Raw genomic sequence first — 16,156 nt, 5'->3', positions numbered from 1 at the left:
ATGCTAAAGATAATGGCGTTGAGTTGAGCCAAAGTCGGCGTGGGAACTGCTGGGATAATGCGGTAATGGAACGTTTTTTTGGCAGCTTGAAATCGGAATGGGTGAAAGAACGTTGCTATCCGGATGCGGAAAGTGCGAAGCGAGATATCAGTAAATATGTTATTGAGTACTACAACATGTGGCGACCTCATACTCATCTTGGTGGTCTTTCACCCAACGAATATGAGGTTGCCGCTTAATGGGGTGTCAACTTTTACTAGACCAGATCAAATTAACACCTGGATCCCCGTTTTCACGGGGATGACGAGGGAGGGGATACTTCTTCGTCACCCATAAGAAAGGAAAGCAGCACCGAAGCCCGTCATACATCAAACCGTCACCCCGTTGAAATACACGGGGTCCAACCCTTAGGCCGAGAGTTAACCTGTGAGTTAACACCTGAATCCCCGTTTTCACGGGGATGACGAGGGAGGGGATACTTCTTCGCCCCCCAATTGGAAAACGAGGTGCAGTCCTAAGACAAGCGTTAACTTGTAAGCTAAACCTGAGTCCCCGTTTTCACGGGGGTGACGAGATAATTCGAGCCGTTGATAAAAAATGATCAACGACAATAATCGATTATCGATAACTCATTAAATGTCACTATCATTTCCGCAGAGGCGCACACATTCCCCACCGATAAGGCCGAACCATCAGAACACAAAGCCTGATCATCTGATTATTGATAGCTTTAGTTGCCGCCTTCAACTCTCACTCGATGCGCTCATTGCTGCCTGTTTGATAAATCTGATAAATGTATTTCCCCTGAAAGGCACGCTGACATTCACCACAGTAATAGCGCTGAAAACCACAAAGTGATGTGCCGTGTTTGCGAACCCTCGTACCTTTATTACAATGAGGACAAGCCGGATATTGCCGTCGCCTGAGTAATGTCATCATCGTCAATCATCTCCGTGATCGAAACGTAAAAATGAGGGAGTTAATTAAACGTCACCAGCATTTCTGCAGATGCGCTCACATTACCTACCGGTAAGGCCGAACCACCCGAACACAAACGCCAAATCACCTTATTGCTGATAACCTTGGTACTTTCCGTTGACAGAATATTACCTATCTTAAGTTGGGTGTTATCAAAGGGTATTCCAGTATTAGCGTCACATTCACCACTGCCCGTCACACCATCAATTTCACCGGTGATATACCCCCCACCTTGCGCCAGAGACAGCTGGGTCGATTCACCGCCAAATAAACCGGTTGCTGCCCTAAATTGCAGATTAATATTGGCATTAATGTAATTAACATCTTGCGAACACGAGGTCACTATTGATGATGTCGGATATATGGCCAATTCAGTCCTGGGCTGAGTTGAGTGCTGAACGTTGCCAAAATTAATCATGGTTGGGGTTGAGACCGTACATTCGAGTGTCGAAATACGCAATGTAATATCACTAGGTAAAATACGGACTATGAGATTTCCTGAACCAGAAGTAGAATAACTACCAAAATACATGGGGTGTAAGCGGGCCTCACTATTCACTTGAGTACCGTCGGCCACCAATACCCAAGTCCCTGAGACACTTACGGTTCTATTACCAGAATATCTAAAGAATTGGGAATCTTCTGTCATCCGTGGTGGTAAACACCACACGTATCCGGTAGGGCTGGTCACCGTTACATTAGCGGTACTGCCGGATGTTTTACCCTCAGTCTTGGGTAAACCAATGGTGCCTGATAAAGTCTCAGTCGTCTTGTTGTCGTACAGCAGGTAGGTGGCAGTGGCCGTGGCCCGAGGAATTAATCCCACGCCTTGTGTTATTTTTCGTGACATATAGCCAGCAATATTTTCCAACCCTGAGGGGTACCCACAGGTGCTAATGAAATAGCTTATGCTGAGCATACCGTTATTAGGATATAGATATGAATTCCCCATCGGCCCAGTCATCTTTTCACTAAAAGGCATCCCCTCCCAAATAACACCGGAGCCCTTGCCGATAGTAATGGTAATATTCTCGGCCTTAACCGATTGAGCCATACCGGCCAGTAAGGTCAGTAAAGCCAGCAGGTATAAATACCCTTTTCGATATAAGCCGCCCGACCTTGCGTCTTGGCCGTTGATTGTTGATGTTTTCATTCGATAATATTCCGTACTGTGTTTAGTGACTGATGATGTCAGATGCATATTTAGCCTCACTCACAACGCGCCGTCAGTGTGCGTATCGGGTTATGGGTTGAGGGTGCCTCAGTCTGACTCAGATTAAATGTCGCCCGACACTGTTGCTCCGCACTGCTGCCCCACTTCACCTTAAGCGCACCTTTTTCTGCTAATCCGCTCAGATAGACCTGTCCTTTATCTCCGACGATGCCAGTATTGGTGTCACCATCGCCGGCGTTCTCCACCGTGACCAATGCCCCGAACGGTAACGGTTTATTGTGTTGTTCCAACGTGATTAACGCCTGATAACCGACCCGGGTCGAAAAGGTCGCCATCACCACCGCACCTTTGGTCGGATAAACATTCAGACTGGACTGCGTGAGATCCACATCGTCCGGCAGGGTGGTGGGATCGAGGTTGATACTGTTGTTTTGGTAATTCGACAAATAAGGCACTACCGCATAGCCACGGCTGTCCGTGTGCACATAGCCGTTCATCACCCGCACGCCGCCCGCCCCCGGCGCACTGACGATAGCCGCTGAACTGCCCAGCATTTGGCTTAGGGTCACGCCGCCCGGATGGACCACCACCGCGCCATTGCCCCCCATATTGAATGAGCGCGACTGGCTGCCGTAGCTGTAACCCATATTGGCCGCCCCTTTGCTGCCCTGATAGCTGCCGTTCAACGTGCTGCTGCTGTCGGTATGGCCATTTGACCAGCCCTGCATCGCGCTATAAGACAGACGGTCATCCAGCGCACTGCCGCTGATCCCCGCCTGCTGCTGAACCTGCCCCTGATTATTGTGGGTCATCTGGTAACGGGCATACGTGCGTCTGGCCGACGGCGAAGGGCTAAACAGGTTCAACGGCACCTGCATATTCAGCGACAGCTGACGGTCTTCCGGCCAGTCGTCATCGCCTTTCACCCGATTAACGCTGTAAGCCACTCCGTAACTCACGCCACGGTAGCTGCCGTTATAGCCGGCCGATACCGTGTTCATCACCTTGTCATTGCCCCAAAAATCATTGCGTTGCAGTGATAAATAGCTTGAACCCCATGACCCCAACTGCTGATTAAGCTGCACCTGGAAGTTAGAGCGTTGACGCTCCAGCGCCCACGGCACCTGCCCCTCACTCAGCTGATAGCCCTGGCTGTTAAAATCGGAAAAGCTGTAGTAATGGCGGGTCGAATAGCGATAAGCCGCCAGATCGATGGAAGTGCCGGTTTCCAGCAAACTCTTGGCATAGCGGATCCGGTAGGAACTGCCGTTCTGACGCTCGTCTTGACCGGGCAGCGTGGTGCTTGAGGTGGTAATATCCGCCGACAGGGCACCCAAACTCCCCAGCGACACACCGCTGCCGAGCACCAGCGAGGTATAGTCCTTTGCCATCAACCCGCCACCGTATACCGTCACGTCATGCGGCAGGCCGTAGATTAACGTGCCGAGCACAAACTCAGACTCTTGCGAACTTGTGGTGATGCCGCCGTTGTAGCGCCCGGTGGTCAGCTCATATTTGAGGCTGCCCGGACGGCGCATCACCGGCAGGGATGACAGCGCCAGCGTTTGGGTTCGCACCGAGCCATCCGTTTCGGTAATGGTCACCGTCAGGTCACCGCCCTGCCCGGTCTGGTACAGGTCGTTGATACGAAAAGGCCCCGGGGCGACAAAGGTCTGATACACCACGTTGCCATTCTGGCTCACCGTAACCCGGGCATTACTTTGCGCAATACCGGAGATGACCGGCGCAAAGCCGCGCAGGCTGGTCGGCAGCATATCGTCACTGGAATTGAGCTTCATCCCCTGAAACGGGATACTGTCGAAAACATCGTTTTCCGTATTGTTTTCCCCGACCAGTAACTCTGAGCGCAGGGCCGCGATATCCCGCTGCACATAGGTATTGGTAAATTGGGTGTTCTGGGTGCGCTGGCTCTGGGCCGGACTACCGCCGCGGCTCTCGTTATAGGTGTACGTCATATCACTGCGTAACCGCCATGCCTGCAGGTTCAACCCACCGCGCACGCTGGTAAACAGGTTGGTTTGTACCTTATTCCCCTCGTCGTCGTATTGGCTATCCTGCCAGTTCCGCCCGCCGTTGGCGCTGTAGTTCAGCAACAGCGCCGGCACGCCATGGTCCCATAAGGCCGGATCGACCGCCCCTTGGGTATTTGCCTGCATGGCTATCTGTGGCACGCTGAGATCTAAACGCTGCTGTGCAAAATCAAAATGGACGCTCGCCTCCGGAATAAGCGCCTGAAGATTATTAACAGGCACATCCGTCGGCAACCCCGAAAATGCCGGCAGCACCTGTGTATTCACCCCCACTTTATGCAAAAATGCCGGGGTTAATTCAGGTGCGGTTTTTCCGGTATCGTCAGTATGAAACATCAGTTGGTGTTGACCTAAATCCACCTGATTGACAAACAGGGTCACCAGATAATTTCCCGGTGGAATATGGCCAGAGGTCTCAAAGGCACTTAAGTCGGTGGTCGCCGCTTGCCCCCCCATCAGCGCCAACAGGCCGGGGTCGAAATAATCGCGCGCATTGGCCGGCGTTGCCGCCGCCAATAAGGCGGCACCCATCAGAGAGGGGAGTAATGATAATTCAACGCGTCGTATGTTCATTTTTCTTATATCCATTAAGAAAGTCAGAAGTCATATCAAACAATTACAAATTTTGATGTTGAAAAGGGGTATTCCAGCCATCTTCATCAATTAATTGCCAACTCACCTTGCCGCTGGCACCTTCTGGCAAGCGGTACTGACGCTGGCCTTTAGGCGGAACCATCAATCGAAGCTGGGCTTTGTCCATTTCTGTTGCCCCGATGTGAAGCCGAGAAAACGTCATCCAGTAAGGGGTCGGATTGGTGGCAATCAACACATTGCCTTCACGTCGAAAGCTCAGCTCCGCAGCCACATTGGCCACCGCGCGTTTAGCTAACCCTTCAGGGCGGAAAAAGACTTTCATATTGCTCACCACAGTGAGAGCCATCTGCCCCGCCGCACCGTTTTTATCCTTTTCTTGCTGGGCAGGAATGGCTTTCATCGAGATGAAAAACACCGACTCACGGTCCGTCGGCAGCGGTTCGCCATTGCGCCGAATACGTAACGTCAGTTCACCGTTGGCTTCCAGCCGCGCCAGCGGGGGCGTGACAATCAACGGCATCGTCACCTGATCGGTGGTCGTCATGGTCACATCCCCGGTATCGGGATCGACGGGCTGTATCCAGGACTGCATCAAATACGCTGCGGCACTCTTGTTATAGGCGGTTAAGCTGACGCCTTTTTTCTCCGTCTCGGGATAGATAACCCGCAACACATAAAACGAAATGCCGGGCGGGTTCGGGACGACCTGCGCCCCCACAACGCACGAAAAAAGGGCTAATACGCAGACCCCGAAGGCCATGATATTTTTGCGAAAGACAATGCTCATGATACTTCCTTGATAAATGACACCGCCTGCTGGCATTGAGCCGATAATCCGCCGAAATCATTGATGGTTTGCCATTTAGCCTGCGTCACGGGCGCGGAGAAATAATAGGTTTCGGTACTCATCGGGGCGACCATCGAAGGCTGCTTATCCAGATTTATCGCGGCGTGGTTCAACACCAGCTTCCCCAGCGTCTGGTAGTAAGGCGTCGGATTGTGCACGCGCACGCCCTGTAGTATCGCACTGAACGTCAGGCCACAGGCGGTGGCATCCTGAGACGACGTCAGCCCGGCAGGGCGATAAAACAGCTTAATCATAAAGCGCAGCCCCATAGAGACCTGCGTGCTGTCGCCCTTTTGTTTAGCCTGTGCCGGAATGCCTAATACCGAGAGGTAAAAAAGCGATTCACGATCGGCGGGCAGACCCGCAGTCTCCTGCGGTAAAATACGCAGCGCCTGGCGACTATCGGCCCCCAGCGTAAAAAGCGGCGGCGTGATAATAAACGGGGCCGATGCCATATCATCCAGCGCGCGCTGTACCCGACTCTGAATCAGATAGGTTTGCTTATCACTGTTTTTGACCGTCAGCGTCTGGGCTTTGTCCGTTGCCATAAAGACCAGCCTAGTCTGGCTCAGGCTGATACCGCCGCCATCCGCCGCAACGGCAAGTTTGGTCACCAACAGCAGTAACAAAAAGGCGCTGATGGCGGTGGATAAAAAGGCACGCACATCTCGCATAGTGACCTCAGCGGTACTCCAGGTTAAATACCACCCGGGCCTTCAATTCACCCAACCCTTGAGTGGTGCACTCTGAACCATTTCCGCAGGTAACACCGGCGTAAAACGTCATCTGTTGATCGCGGGGAACACTTCCACGGGCAGCCAGTGGAATATCATCGCCATGTTTAACTTCGGCCTGGTTGTAATTCGGCGGACTATCGGTTCTGGTTAACATTACCCCCATACCACTGGCCTCCGAGTCACTGCTTCGAAACAGCCACTTCCCGCCATGAAACATGCCTTCCCCGGTGATGTTCACCATCGGGGTCAGGCTGGAATCGCTGCCCGAGCACGCCACAACGTTAAGGGTGAAAGGGGCAATATTCAGCAGCTTACCTGCGATCAGTTGACTGTGAGTGACCGTCCCCAGAGACAGCGTGCTTTGACTCAAGCTGAAGGTACAGGTCCCCGGCATCAGCATCGCAGAAAAGTCGATCGTCACCGCCTGAGGCGCCGCCATAAACCATCCTTGCATTCCCAAGGCTATGGCGAATAAGGCAACCTTACGGCAGGGTTTGATTAAAGACATTTACGCCCCCTTCATCATTAATGGTTTGCCACTGAATCGCGCCTTTGGTCACTGAACTCGGGTAAACATGATGGCTGAAGGGCGCGATCATCAACGCCTCGGGACTGTCGAGCTTGAGAGCCTGACCACCGGCCTTAATGCTGGCGAAGCTGACAAAATAGGGGGAATTGTTGCTGACTTTAATGCCGTTGTTCACCCGGGAAAATTGCAGATCGCGCTGCGCTGCAACGGATGATGATGGCAATCCGCTCGGGCGATAAAACAGCTTGATGATATTGCCGACGCCAAATTGTACATTGCCACTCACGCCCGCCCGTTGATTATCGGAGCTTGGTATGGTGCTGGCCGGGATAGCGCTGGCATGAAAATAGAACACGGACTCGCGGTCATTCGGCGCATTCAGGTTATGCGCCGCAATACGAATTTGGTTAGTATTATTGGGCTCCAGACGAAACAGCGGTGGCGTGACCGAAAACGGTGCCGACTCATATTTGTGCTGTATACGGCTTATGCCGGTCTGGACCAGATAAGGTGTTGCCGTCAGGGTATTACGCACCGTCACGCTGATACTGGCCGCGCCCTGAGGGTAAATCAGTCGGGTCGCATTAATACCAAATCCTTCCGCCTGTGCCACGAAAGACGGGGCGAATAAGGACAACATCAATAAAAAAAGCGGGAAGATACGGGACATTCTACAGCTCCTTGAGGCTAAAAAAGCGGGCCATCTAGCCCGCTTGTGCACTTAGATAAATCAGTTATAGGCGAAGCTGAACAGAATCGGTGCGCTTACTGCGCCAAGATCTGCAGTGGTCGACGTTGATGCCAGACCGGCCTGTAGGCTCAGCGTTTTGGTATTGAAATCACCAGCAGCAGGCGTTGAGCCCGCAGTCGCCACGTTCAGTTTTTGATTGTTGGTGATATACGCAGCCGGGGCAGAGACTTGACTCAGCATGATGCCGGTATTGGTACCCGTGGTGTTAAACATGTTCGGGTTACCGCCCAGAGTTTGACCAGAGACCACCAGACCAGCAGTATCACCGGCAGCTAATGGTGCCTGACAGTTACTTAAGCCCACGGTGAAAGGCTTAACGCTGGCGGCAATCGGCGTTGCTACCGCACCGAACTGGCTAGGGGTATAGTTACCCAGATCCAAATTCGTGGTAGACAGGCTGACGTCACACGTGGCTGCAACCACGTTAGCCGTAATCGTCATTTGGGCATTGGAAGCCGCCTGAGCGCCACCTGCTGCAGCCATTAATAACAACGCAGCCGGAGCCAGAGTCAATAAATTCTTACGCATCATATATCCTTATTTTTTAAGTGGTGATTTATCCGATTATTCGGAATTAGGTGTTACAAAATTCATCCATAAATAAAACCCTAAATAGACTTGCCATAGAGTGTAAATACTCAACGCTTGCTTATTACTAAAACATAAAAACATGTTTTAAGTTTCTTGATTTATAGATGAAGTTTTACGATTTAATATATACGCCCAGTTAGCAACCTAAAGATAAAGCTTAAATACATAAGCAAAAACAACAAGTTACATTGAATGGCCATAACTATAAAAATACAAAATTCAGCATCAATTAAGAGCAGGCTAATTAAATCAAAATTTACCAACGCATTTAAACAAAAAAAAGAAAACAGCAATAAAAACCACTCAAAAAACTATACTCGATCTTTTATGTTAGGTAAATGCCAATTCAATGGATGATAGAACCAGACAATAGCCTCATGACAACGATTAATTTCAATTAAAAGAAAAAATATAGATATTTATACCATTTATTCATTTTTCGTAGGATTTTAAATTCAATTAATAATAAAACATCAGATTAAAAAACTTAACAAAAAATATTTAAATAATTTAAAACACACTTTAATAACCATAAATTAATTGTTAGCAAGCTATTATTCTTGACGTGAAATAAATTAAATTTCATATGGTAAATAAGTTTCACCAATCGTTATAATTTGTATTTTCTATATTTACTTACGTCAGTTAATATAAATGAGTGTAAAGTCAAACTAATAAACAATAAATATATCACTTTGTTTTACTTGACTTTTAAAATTAAAAACACACATGTATTGTGTGATTGTTTTTTAATCTTTGACTCTACCCTTAAGAAACTTACTTATATGTTGCATAAACAGTGATAAGTCAGGAATCGTAAAGGAGTTCAACAGATTTACCGTCTATAGGAATTAGGCTTTCGCCTTAGGAGAGAAAAGCATCCCCGTTAGCAAATAGGGATGGATCTTTGGCTAAGCGGATAACCAATTAATGTTGATGTTTCAATTTTAATAAAAGTCAACGATACTGCGGTAGCGTTAGGGGAGAGTCCGACAAAGGACTCTTTTCAATGGAAGTATTTTTCGAACCCTGTCAGTTAACGTTGGATCTTAGCTATACGACTTCAACCATACTGACACATTCAGGCTAACTCCGGCGGTAGCGGGTAATACCGTCCATCACCAGTACAGTACCGATACCCAACATGCCGCCGAGCAACACGCCTAATACCAGTATCAGCGCCTTCTTAGGTTTGTCTTTTTTCATATCTTCGCCCGGCGTGAGTTGATAACGATATACTTGCGCGGTTACCTGCTGTTGAAGTAGCGGCTCCAGCAGGCTCAGCTCCAGAGTAATATCATGATACCGCACCGGATATACAATCGGGCTCTCTGTCAGACTGTTTATCTCCGCACTCAGAAAGTTCTCACCCAGCATATATTGGTGTACCTAATTGGCCAACTCAATCTTGGTTCCGCCGTTGCTGGTCGAATTAGCGTAATAATCCTTAATTCCGGCTCGCTGGGCAGTACTGTACGACCGAGTCAGGTTAGCCAATTGGTTGGTTCTGTCGGCCTGCAGGCTAAAATCGATATCCTGCTGTTCCTTTTGGCGCGCCAATATCATGGCTTCGACATGATTACGAAATTCCGCATCATCGAGTGAAATCACCCGTTGATTAATGCGATCGATGTAATCTGTCAGCAGCGTCAAAGCGGTCTGTGGATTATCTGCAGACACTGACAGCATAAAATAAGGCAGGGTTTTCTTTTCATCCGGCGGCGATGCCACTAGCCCTTTTTCAGCCATCTCGGTTAACCAAACGCGCTTAGCCTGCGGCTCCATCGATTCAGTTTGCTGTTTGACATACGTCGTTTCGGATAAGTAAGCCAGTTTTTCATTCGGACTGGATACCATCTCAGTAAACCGACCAAACAAATGATTAGCAATGGCCTGTGCGTCGGCATTAATGCCGCTCACCCGGGCAAAGGCCCGCCTCAGCGCCAGATAATCCTCAAACTGGGCCATTCTCGGTGGAGAGACATAAGCTTTTACCGTCCATTGCTCTTTGGCCGTAAACGCATAGGTGCCCGCAATCAGAGTGGTAACCAGGGTGACCATCAAAATCAGCCCCTTTTTGTCCCAGAGCCGAAAGAGTAATTCAAACAGGTCTATTTCATCATACCCATATGGATGATGAGGCCCGCTCGCCGACGGGGTATAGTCAACCGGGGAATGTAACGGTTTCTGACTTATCTCACTCATGGTGATACCTCAGCCGATATCAGCAATAAATGCTGCTGACCAGAGTGAACAGCGACACCTTGACCGGTGCTGCATAGCGCAAACGCAGAGCATCCTCGAAGGGAAGAGCGCAACCACAATATAGCTACTATTACCCCTGCCACCAGTAAGGTAAAAATACTTATCACAATATCTAAACCAGCCACACTCATTACCCGCCCTCCCTGTCGTGACTCCGCGCCGTCGTTTATCGTCCGACGCTCTCATTGCTGTCCGTTTGATAAGCCCAGTAAATGTATCTGGTCTGAAACGTAGTTTCACAACCGACGCAGCGGTAGCGTGGTAAACCACTACGGGCTCGGCCATGCTTACGAACCTGAGTACTTTCATCGCAATGCGGGCAAGCCGGATATTGCTGTCGTTTAAGTAATATCGTCATCGTCAATCATCTCCTTGATCGCTCGTCAAAAGTGAATTACCTGCCGTAGCCGAGTACCACGTTCTGCCTCAGGACTGTTATCGGTTTATGCCTCTGTCACAGACCGAAACTTGGTGCAATTTGGCTACCACACGCCCCTCAGCGATCTCCTGCACCTGCATTTGATCACCGGTCATATAGACGACGGTGCCCGGTTTAATATCGTCTTCGATTAAATAGATGGTGAGAAAACAGCATCAAACCAACCTGGATAAATAAGAAAAAACACACAATAAACACACAAATAAAAATATAAAAAACAAAAACCCCATCCATAATCACAATAAAAATCGGTCAAAATCACAAAAAAGCATGATAGATGATGATTATCAAAAAGGTCAAAAACTAACGCCTTGGCGATGGCAAAAATAAAACAAAATTATTCTAATCATTGACTAAAAATAAATTCACCAGAAAAATTTACATTTAGATTGTCGATTAAAATTGATTATACACAACAAAACCCAATAAACAATAATCGATCGGCATTATCTTAATGACAATATTATATTCCATAAATAAGGCTGATATTGTTATTTTTTGGATTTTTATCCCAAAATAAACCGGTAAGGCAGTTTTGAAGATCGTCATTAAAACATTAATCAGCAGTTAACCCTAATATATCACTTTTGATTGAGATCACTATTTAATAATAATTTAATGAATAATTAAAATAAAAAACCATCATAAAAAACAAAATAAAAAAATCATTACAAAATGAAATAAATAGAATTAAAATAATATATTAAACACACAAAAAAATCATAAAAAGGCTAATACAAAGAAGATATCATCGTTAAAAATAAAAACAACAACACACTTTAATGATATTGAATGCCATTAAAAAAGAATAACTCAAATCGAGACATTGGTCTCATATTGAGATAATCGAGCCTTATTCTATTTTATAAATTGCCGGCAAAGAGCTTGCTGACCATGATAGCCGCGCCCAATGCTCAATCGGGACAGTGAAGCCTGTTAGATGAACAATCCCTCGACTGGCGAATTCCACGCATACATAACATAGGGCAATGGTATTGCATCAATACAAGTCGCTGTTTCTATATGGTAAACAATAGAAAAAAGAGAGGTAGCATCAGCGACCTCTCTTTTTTCAGTTAATACCGGGATTCATTTTAGACTGTGGGCTTAACGACTTAAGCAACGTCAAAAAGAGTGATAAAGGCAGAGCCGATAAACAAGTAACTGCCTATCCGAACTTCAGTCCGCTACTTGCCGTATTGGAAAAAGCATCGGCCGTTCAAATTAATTGATAACCCACGGTTAAAGGCTAGTGATGGTTATTGATACCACCTAAAAACATCTCCATGATAAAGTCATTATCAATCTTTTCTCCATTCAGCGTTCTGACTAACATTTCACTGCCTAGCAGAGAAAGTGAGAATATCATGTCAGGAGAGACCCTTTTGACCTTCACTAAGTTATTACTCTCATTAACTAATGCGATAACTTTAGTTTTTTCACTGGCAATCTCTTTAGCTGCCAGTACAACAAAGGTGTTTTCAGCATCACTGTTCGATAACGCCATCACGTATTTCGCTTTGTCAGCGCCGGCCAGTCTTAGCGTGGCAACAGAGGACGGATCGCCTTCAATAATATCGGCATCATCGGGCAAATCACTCCCCTCTTTGCTCTTACAGACAACGGTCACCTCATTGCCTTGTTCACGTAATGACTTATAGACATTGGTCGCTAACGAGTTAATACCAACAATAATATAGTGATTAGCACGATTCATATCAGCGATCCTTTTTTTAGTTAGTCTATTCATGTTATTACTTATAATGGGTCCGGCAAGCGAGCCGAGCGACGTGGCAAAAACGGTAATACCAAAAGTAATGATGGTTAAGGTAAACATCCTTGCTTCCGTGGTATGCGGTACGATATCGCCAAAACCAACGGTTGACATACAGACAATGGCATAATAAAACGCTGTCGAAAGGTCGGTAATCGGCGGGGAGTATTGGTCGCCTGCATACAGCGTCCCCAGCATGCTATAGAGAATTAACGTTGTGATACTAACGATAGCAAAAAAGGTCACGCCGCCTACGCTGTGATGGCCAAACTGGCGCCAAAATAACAGAAGAGCTGCAATGGTTATAATGTAATAGACCAGCTGAACACTTAACGATTTCGATAGGATGACATCAATCAGTGCAATGGCACACAGCAGAACAATCGAGAAGAACCAAATAAGTCGGATCCTAAACGCCAGGCCAAAGGACATTAAAATCAGGATCAGCCCGATAATAACGCTCGGGATGTCCAATAACTCCAAGAAGCTCAGAGCCTCCTGCCAAGTATTAGAGACGCCAGCCGTGCCTGCCATTGAATTAATCGCTTTAAAAAGAACCGGATATATAATAAAACAGCCATTAGAAGCAACGAGCAACGCTAAAAAAAACGTTACGGACATATTTGCTTTTATCTTTTTTAATATGCTCATTGAAAGTACTCTTCGCTATTATCGATATCTAAAGTAGAGATAATCTGATTTATCTCTGGATGTATCCGCCCGATTAACACGCTGTAAGTGATAAAAATAGCCACCTACAGCGCATAGCTATCTATTTTCTATGTTCCGGAACAATATCTTTATTCGGTACCAAGAATAGCCATGATGTCAGCACGAAAGGCATGGTTAAGGTCGGAATTCCCAACGGTGCTAACGTGGTGTCCAGAGCGCCCTGTACAAATACCGTAAAAATGACGCCTACGATGGTATAAATAAACACTTTCCAGCTTGGCTTATTAAAGGTGGAGCCTAAGGCTATTGCCGTCAGTACCGCACTGAACGAGTAAAGGCCAATATTAATACTGCCAGGGTCGGCAAATAGCACCACGGATGTCAGCAGAGCAAGCAGGGTACCGACTAAACCAAAAACCGCAGCCCAAATAGATTCAACGGCCAGCCCGATTAGAAAAATGATGCCGCCAATTATGCTGCTAAATAAAAATACCTGTGAAACACCGTTAAACATGGCATCCAGCATTGAAATACTGTCAAAAACACTATTTACCGTCGGTACAAATTCATGGGGTAACGCAGGGGCCGGCAGATGTGCGCCCATCACGCCAGAAAAAGAGTAACTGGCAAGCAAAATTACCCAGGTTGTTAAAACAAACGGAGCAGTCAAAGCGGCAACTTTCCAGTTCTTTAAAAAATCAGCAAGGCTTATCGTAGCAATAACCGTAACGATAGCCCCCAAAACAAGGCAGGCCCACATGACAGGCGATGTAGCAAGGAAAGTCGGTAATGCAGCGCCCAGCAAGCAACCGTTATAACCGAACAATCCTGCCCGCAGTGATTTTCTGTCATCAATACTGACATAGGCTACAAAGGTTGATATGGCGGTCCCGAGCAGACACCCGAATGCAACTGCGGGTATTCCTTCTGTATAAGCACCAATAAAAATGGCTACAAAAAAGAGTAATCCAGTTAATGGATTACTCTGAAACATAACTTGGGAACAGCCGCGCAAAGTGGTATCAATAAACTCAATAAAAATATTACTTTTGACCAGCTTCGCCCACGCGGAGTCATTTACAGGTATCGCACTCATGGTTTACATCTCCCGTCATTAGCAGGACAAATCGCTTAGTCATGTTTAGCTATTAATAAGCTAACGCCATAAAAACTGTTTCGGTAACGTAATGCCTAAAATCTCTTCCCGTGCTACCTGCCAAAAATTGCGGATCTCTGCTTTAACGCCCGGGCTATCCTTGCCCAATACCTTAAAAATAAGCCCACAATTATTCGGTAAAACAGAAGCACCACTGGCAATGCTCCCGTCAAACCTTGGTACGACTCTGGCCAAAATACGCGCATGGTGTTCTTCCGGGGTGAGTAATACAACATTGCCAAACACGTCATAATCCTGCATGACGCCCACCGCACTCATGCTCTCTTTTTTAGGTTCCAGTACGTACTTTTCTACAAACAGCTCTTTCCCTTCGAAGTTCTCGGCCATAATCTTTGATGAAAATACGTCGAAACCAAAATGTTCATCAACGTGATGATGCTTACGACCCGACATCAAAATCTCGGAATAGATAAGCGTCGCCGTTGGATGTATTTTGATCCTGGTATCGGTAATAAAACGTGCATTTCGATGAGGGATCATTTGGTCAGGCATTAATTCAAGGTAGCCGCCTTCTTCTACCCTAAGGTTCTGTACCTGGGTGGCATAGTTTGCGTTCATTGAATGTATTTTAGTTGCCGACTGCGTGGTCACATGCCCGCAGGCACCCGAGTCAACCTGTATATCCAGAGCCAGTCGATCCCCTTGTAGAATACAGCCGGCAACTGAAATCATGGTGACGCACGGGAGTTCAGGAAAAGCCTCATCCCAATACAGCGCTTTCTGGACCATCGAAGGCGTTCTTCTTTCCATTTCAGCCAGTACGCTTCGATACTCTTTTTTGGTAAAGCGCAGTTTAAGGTAGCCGCTTTTACCTACGGCCCCGCTGTGCATTTGCGCCGGCTCATCCTGATAACTCACTAACTCTGGTGCGTCAATGCCTAATGAATGAGCTCGTGCCCTCGAAGGTGTTGCACTGATACTCTCACTCTGTGATGTCATACGGTTTGCCCTTCTACACTAACGTGCGTGAATAAGAAATCTCGCATAATCATATCGACCAGTTGTTCAATCCCTTGTCCTGTTTTGCAGTTAGTTAAAATATAAGGACGATCGCCACGAACCACTTTGGTATCACTTTCCATCACGTCAAGGCTGGCACCAACATAAGGCGCTAAATCAATTTTATTGATCACTAAAATATCGGCCTGAACTAACCCCGGGCCATTTTTACGCGGGATTTTCTCGCCTTCGGCAACGTCAATAACATAGATATAAAAGTCCGCCAGTGCAGGGCTGAACGTTAGGGTTAAGTTATCACCGCCACTTTCGATCATGATCAAATCACTATCAGGAAAACGCTCTTCCATATCTTCAACTGCAGCGATATTCATACTCGGATCTTCACGTACTGCGGTATGCGGACAAGCGCCGGTTTCAACCCCCAGAATTTTTTCTTCATCCAAAATACCTTTTAAGGTACGTTTTACCTGCTTGGCATCTTCCGTCGTTACAATATCATTGGTGATAATCAGTGGCTTGATGCCACGTTTGATAAGAATAGGGGTAATAACCTCAATAATTGCCGTTTTACCTGAGCCAACCGGGCCCCCAATACCAATGCGCGTAATTTTTTTCAC

General features: G+C 47.0%; 16 protein-coding genes. 1 reads left to right on the top strand and 15 read right to left on the bottom strand.

The window, feature by feature from the left end; translation table 11 throughout:
* Positions 1-65: 65 nt before the first annotated feature.
* Positions 66-239 (top strand): IS3 family transposase, encoded by a 174-nt coding sequence (locus tag YWE_RS0115220; protein ID WP_099044059.1) that lies wholly within the window; start codon positions 66-68, stop codon positions 237-239.
* A gap of 511 nt (positions 240-750) precedes the next feature.
* Here YWE_RS0115220 and YWE_RS31970 read toward each other — a convergent pair.
* The 15 genes from YWE_RS31970 to ureG all read right to left on the bottom strand — a co-directional run bounded on the left by YWE_RS31970 (position 751) and on the right by ureG (position 16,156).
* On the bottom strand, positions 751-936 hold the full coding sequence (locus YWE_RS31970) for an IS1/IS1595 family N-terminal zinc-binding domain-containing protein (protein WP_428829272.1): 186 nt from the start codon (positions 934-936) through the stop codon (positions 751-753).
* A 43-nt stretch (positions 937-979) separates the two neighbouring features.
* On the bottom strand, positions 980-2,131 hold the full coding sequence (locus YWE_RS0115215) for a hypothetical protein (protein ID WP_227659921.1): 1,152 nt from the start codon (positions 2,129-2,131) through the stop codon (positions 980-982).
* A 56-nt stretch (positions 2,132-2,187) separates the two neighbouring features.
* On the bottom strand, positions 2,188-4,776 hold the full coding sequence (locus tag YWE_RS0115210) for a fimbria/pilus outer membrane usher protein (protein ID WP_029095315.1): 2,589 nt from the start codon (positions 4,774-4,776) through the stop codon (positions 2,188-2,190).
* A gap of 43 nt (positions 4,777-4,819) precedes the next feature.
* Positions 4,820-5,584 (bottom strand): fimbrial biogenesis chaperone, encoded by a 765-nt coding sequence (locus YWE_RS0115205; protein ID WP_029095314.1) that lies wholly within the window; start codon positions 5,582-5,584, stop codon positions 4,820-4,822.
* Positions 5,581-6,318 (bottom strand): fimbrial biogenesis chaperone, encoded by a 738-nt coding sequence (locus YWE_RS0115200; RefSeq protein ID WP_036016237.1) that lies wholly within the window; start codon positions 6,316-6,318, stop codon positions 5,581-5,583. The genes YWE_RS0115205 and YWE_RS0115200 overlap by 4 nt, the downstream gene beginning before the upstream one ends.
* 7 nt (positions 6,319-6,325) lie before the next feature.
* Positions 6,326-6,889 (bottom strand): fimbrial protein, encoded by a 564-nt coding sequence (locus YWE_RS0115195; RefSeq protein ID WP_029095312.1) that lies wholly within the window; start codon positions 6,887-6,889, stop codon positions 6,326-6,328.
* Entirely contained in the window at positions 6,864-7,580 is a 717-nt protein-coding gene (locus YWE_RS0115190) for a fimbrial biogenesis chaperone (RefSeq protein WP_029095311.1), read from the bottom strand. Before YWE_RS0115190 ends, YWE_RS0115195 begins: the two co-directional genes overlap by 26 nt.
* Positions 7,581-7,640: 60 nt before the next feature.
* On the bottom strand, positions 7,641-8,189 hold the full coding sequence (locus YWE_RS0115185) for a fimbrial protein (RefSeq protein WP_029095310.1): 549 nt from the start codon (positions 8,187-8,189) through the stop codon (positions 7,641-7,643).
* A 1,149-nt stretch (positions 8,190-9,338) separates the two neighbouring features.
* On the bottom strand, positions 9,339-9,629 hold the full coding sequence (locus tag YWE_RS30100; protein ID WP_051323369.1) for a hypothetical protein: 291 nt from the start codon (positions 9,627-9,629) through the stop codon (positions 9,339-9,341).
* 12 nt (positions 9,630-9,641) lie between these two features.
* A complete protein-coding gene (locus YWE_RS27470) occupies positions 9,642-10,457 on the bottom strand; it encodes an LPS O-antigen chain length determinant protein WzzB (protein ID WP_051323368.1) in 816 nt (271 codons plus the stop codon).
* 226 nt (positions 10,458-10,683) lie between these two features.
* Positions 10,684-10,875 (bottom strand): IS1/IS1595 family N-terminal zinc-binding domain-containing protein, encoded by a 192-nt coding sequence (locus tag YWE_RS30475; protein WP_099044094.1) that lies wholly within the window; start codon positions 10,873-10,875, stop codon positions 10,684-10,686.
* Positions 10,876-12,205: 1,330 nt separating this feature from the next.
* Positions 12,206-13,381, bottom strand: a complete 1,176-nt coding sequence (gene kch, locus YWE_RS0115165) for a voltage-gated potassium channel protein (RefSeq protein ID WP_029095308.1) — start codon at positions 13,379-13,381, stop codon at positions 12,206-12,208.
* A gap of 121 nt (positions 13,382-13,502) precedes the next feature.
* Positions 13,503-14,498 carry an urea transporter gene (gene yut, locus YWE_RS0115160; protein WP_029095307.1) on the bottom strand — a complete coding sequence of 332 codons (996 nt, stop codon included), beginning with the start codon at positions 14,496-14,498 and terminating at the stop codon, positions 13,503-13,505.
* Positions 14,499-14,558: 60 nt separating this feature from the next.
* Entirely contained in the window at positions 14,559-15,518 is a 960-nt protein-coding gene (locus YWE_RS0115155) for an urease accessory protein UreD (RefSeq protein ID WP_029095306.1), read from the bottom strand.
* Positions 15,515-16,156, bottom strand: coding sequence for an urease accessory protein UreG (gene ureG / locus YWE_RS0115150; protein WP_029095305.1), 642 nt, complete (start codon positions 16,154-16,156; stop codon positions 15,515-15,517). The genes YWE_RS0115155 and ureG overlap by 4 nt, the downstream gene beginning before the upstream one ends.

The sequence above is a fragment of the Budvicia aquatica DSM 5075 = ATCC 35567 genome (assembly GCF_000427805.1).
GTDB lineage: Bacteria > Pseudomonadota > Gammaproteobacteria > Enterobacterales > Enterobacteriaceae > Budvicia > Budvicia aquatica.
The sequence above is the reverse complement of the archived record's forward strand: the minus strand, read 5'-3'. Positions and strand labels throughout refer to the sequence as shown.

Bases quoted from the DNA above. Each gene is read 5' to 3' on its own strand.
- YWE_RS0115210 (WP_029095315.1), bottom strand. From the start codon at position 4,776: ATGAACATACGACGCGTTGAATTATCATTACTCCCCTCTCTGATGGGT.
- YWE_RS0115200 (WP_036016237.1), bottom strand. From the start codon at position 6,318: ATGCGAGATGTGCGTGCCTTTTTATCCACCGCCATCAGCGCCTTTTTG.
- YWE_RS0115215 (WP_227659921.1), bottom strand. From the start codon at position 2,131: ATGAAAACATCAACAATCAACGGCCAAGACGCAAGGTCGGGCGGCTTA.
- YWE_RS0115205 (WP_029095314.1), bottom strand. From the start codon at position 5,584: ATGAGCATTGTCTTTCGCAAAAATATCATGGCCTTCGGGGTCTGCGTA.
- YWE_RS30100 (WP_051323369.1), bottom strand. From the start codon at position 9,629: ATGCTGGGTGAGAACTTTCTGAGTGCGGAGATAAACAGTCTGACAGAG.
- YWE_RS0115220 (WP_099044059.1), top strand. From the start codon at position 66: ATGGAACGTTTTTTTGGCAGCTTGAAATCGGAATGGGTGAAAGAACGT.
- YWE_RS0115185 (WP_029095310.1), bottom strand. From the start codon at position 8,189: ATGCGTAAGAATTTATTGACTCTGGCTCCGGCTGCGTTGTTATTAATG.
- kch (WP_029095308.1), bottom strand. From the start codon at position 13,381: ATGAGCATATTAAAAAAGATAAAAGCAAATATGTCCGTAACGTTTTTT.
- YWE_RS27470 (WP_051323368.1), bottom strand. From the start codon at position 10,457: ATGAGTGAGATAAGTCAGAAACCGTTACATTCCCCGGTTGACTATACC.
- YWE_RS0115195 (WP_029095312.1), bottom strand. From the start codon at position 6,889: ATGTCTTTAATCAAACCCTGCCGTAAGGTTGCCTTATTCGCCATAGCC.
- YWE_RS30475 (WP_099044094.1), bottom strand. From the start codon at position 10,875: ATGACGATATTACTTAAACGACAGCAATATCCGGCTTGCCCGCATTGC.
- YWE_RS31970 (WP_428829272.1), bottom strand. From the start codon at position 936: ATGACATTACTCAGGCGACGGCAATATCCGGCTTGTCCTCATTGTAAT.
- YWE_RS0115190 (WP_029095311.1), bottom strand. From the start codon at position 7,580: ATGTCCCGTATCTTCCCGCTTTTTTTATTGATGTTGTCCTTATTCGCC.
- YWE_RS0115155 (WP_029095306.1), bottom strand. From the start codon at position 15,518: ATGACATCACAGAGTGAGAGTATCAGTGCAACACCTTCGAGGGCACGA.
- yut (WP_029095307.1), bottom strand. From the start codon at position 14,498: ATGAGTGCGATACCTGTAAATGACTCCGCGTGGGCGAAGCTGGTCAAA.